This window comes from Robinsoniella sp., from assembly GCF_034124845.1.
The window spans coordinates 8,163-9,977 of the sequence record NZ_JAWYAJ010000588.1 but is presented as its reverse complement, the minus strand read 5'-3'; the positions used below and the strand labels follow the sequence as shown (position 1 = coordinate 9,977).

General features: G+C 40.7%; 3 protein-coding genes. All 3 read left to right on the top strand.

All coding sequences use genetic code 11. The annotated features are described in order from the left end of the window. Positions 1 to 641, top strand: a 641-nt coding sequence (locus ACH2DQ_RS29020; protein ID WP_395028811.1) for a CFI-box-CTERM domain-containing protein, incomplete at its 5' end; no start/stop codon positions are given. A gap of 119 nt (positions 642 to 760) precedes the next feature. Next, entirely contained in the window at positions 761 to 1,447 is a 687-nt protein-coding gene (locus ACH2DQ_RS29015) for a ClpP family protease (RefSeq protein WP_394911313.1), read from the top strand. A 284-nt stretch (positions 1,448 to 1,731) separates the two neighbouring features. Further along, positions 1,732 to 1,815: undecaprenyl-diphosphate phosphatase (locus ACH2DQ_RS29010; RefSeq protein WP_395028812.1), on the top strand; the 84-nt coding region annotated here is incomplete at its 3' end.

Here is a 1,815-nt window from a genome sequence, read left to right as displayed (position 1 = left end):
CCTTTCAGGCAATCGAAAATGGTTACCAGGATGTGGTAGACAAAGAGCAGTTTCTTACTAATATGGCAAATGCCCTTGTGGAAACTGCAGATGAAAAGGTTAAGGCGCAGGGCAAAAAGAACAACCAGGATAAATTATTAATGGATTATAATCTGTATATGGCTGTCTATGTGCTTCCTGCAATTTTAGAATTTCACGGGCAATCTTCCAAACCTTTAACAGAGAAATTACTTGCCGGATGGAAAGAACGTTTTCCGAAAACAAATATCCAGGCAGCCACTTATGAGCATATAGAACATGGATTCCATCGTAAATTCTGTTATATCACTACCGCTGTATGTGAAACTTTTGGAAAGCCTGACGATTGTTATGAACTGACGATCTTACGTAATTACCGTGACGGCTATCTGATGGATCAGCCAGAGGGCGAAGAAATCATCAAAGAATATTATGACGTGGCTCCCACCATTGTCAAACACATTAATAAAAATCCGGAAAAATCCGCTATTTATCAGGGTGTCTGGGATAAATACCTGCATCCCTGCATTCAGATGATTGAGGATAACAAAAATGAAGAATGCAAGGAACTGTATATTCAAATGGTAAGAGACTTGCAGACAGAATATTTTTATAACAGATAACTGTTTGATACAGAACAGAAGCCAAAAGTTTACTGTTCTGTTTTTTTATGCATCAGATTCAGCGTTAGTGGGAATGCTACTGATAGCATATTTGAATAGAAAACAGGAGGAATTATAAAATGGCAAATGGAAACAATGATGATAAATCCGGCAAAGACGAAAAGAAAGAACAGCAGCAGGAAGAGATCAGAGAAATGGGGCAGATCACCCTGGACCATAAGATCCATCTTCTGACTGTAATTGGAGAAATCGAAGGACATGAATGCTTACCCTCAAACAGCAAGACAACAAAGTACGAACACGTCCTTCCTCAGTTAGCTGCAATTGAAGACAGCAACGAAATCGAAGGTGTCTTAGTTCTGCTAAATACTGTAGGAGGTGATGTGGAAGCCGGACTTGCTATTTCGGAAATGCTTGCTTCCTTAAGTAAACCCACCGTATCTCTGGTCTTGGGCGGAAGCCACTCCATAGGCGTACCAATCGCCGTATCTACCGACTATTCCTTCATTGTAGAAACGGGAACCATGGTTATCCATCCTGTTCGTATGAGCGGAACCGTAATCGGAGCACCACAGACTTACGACTACTTTAAACAGATGCAGGACCGGATCCTTGGCTTTATTGCTTCACACTGCGATGCCAACAGGGACCGTCTGGAAGAACTCATGTTAGACACCGGAATGCTGACAAAGGATCTGGGAACCATCCTTGTGGGCAAGCAGGCAGTGGAAGAGGGCATTATTAATGAAGTCGGGGGAATTAAGGATGCGCTGAAGAAAGTTTATGAGTTGATAAAAGAGAAATAGGATTACCGGTTCGGGTAATCTTGACCGCACACTGTATCTGATATATAAAAGTATTGAACTTTTGCATATTGGTGCAGTGTGTTTTGTGTTTTATACGCAAATGCTCCCTTTCGGTACTAAGCGCCAATTATAACAAATCCTCCCTAAAATTTTCTTCATTGTAAATTCTCGAAATATATGCTATAATTAAGCGCTATAATATAATTGTTTATACTTTAGAAAAAAATATAAGATACAGTTCTTCTTTGCAGTAGCGGGGAAATGGACGAAGAGGAGAAATGGTTATGTCAATTTTAGAGTCTATCCTGCTGGGACTGGTTCAGGGGATTACGGAATTTCTACCGGTCAGCAGTTCAGGACATCTAGCT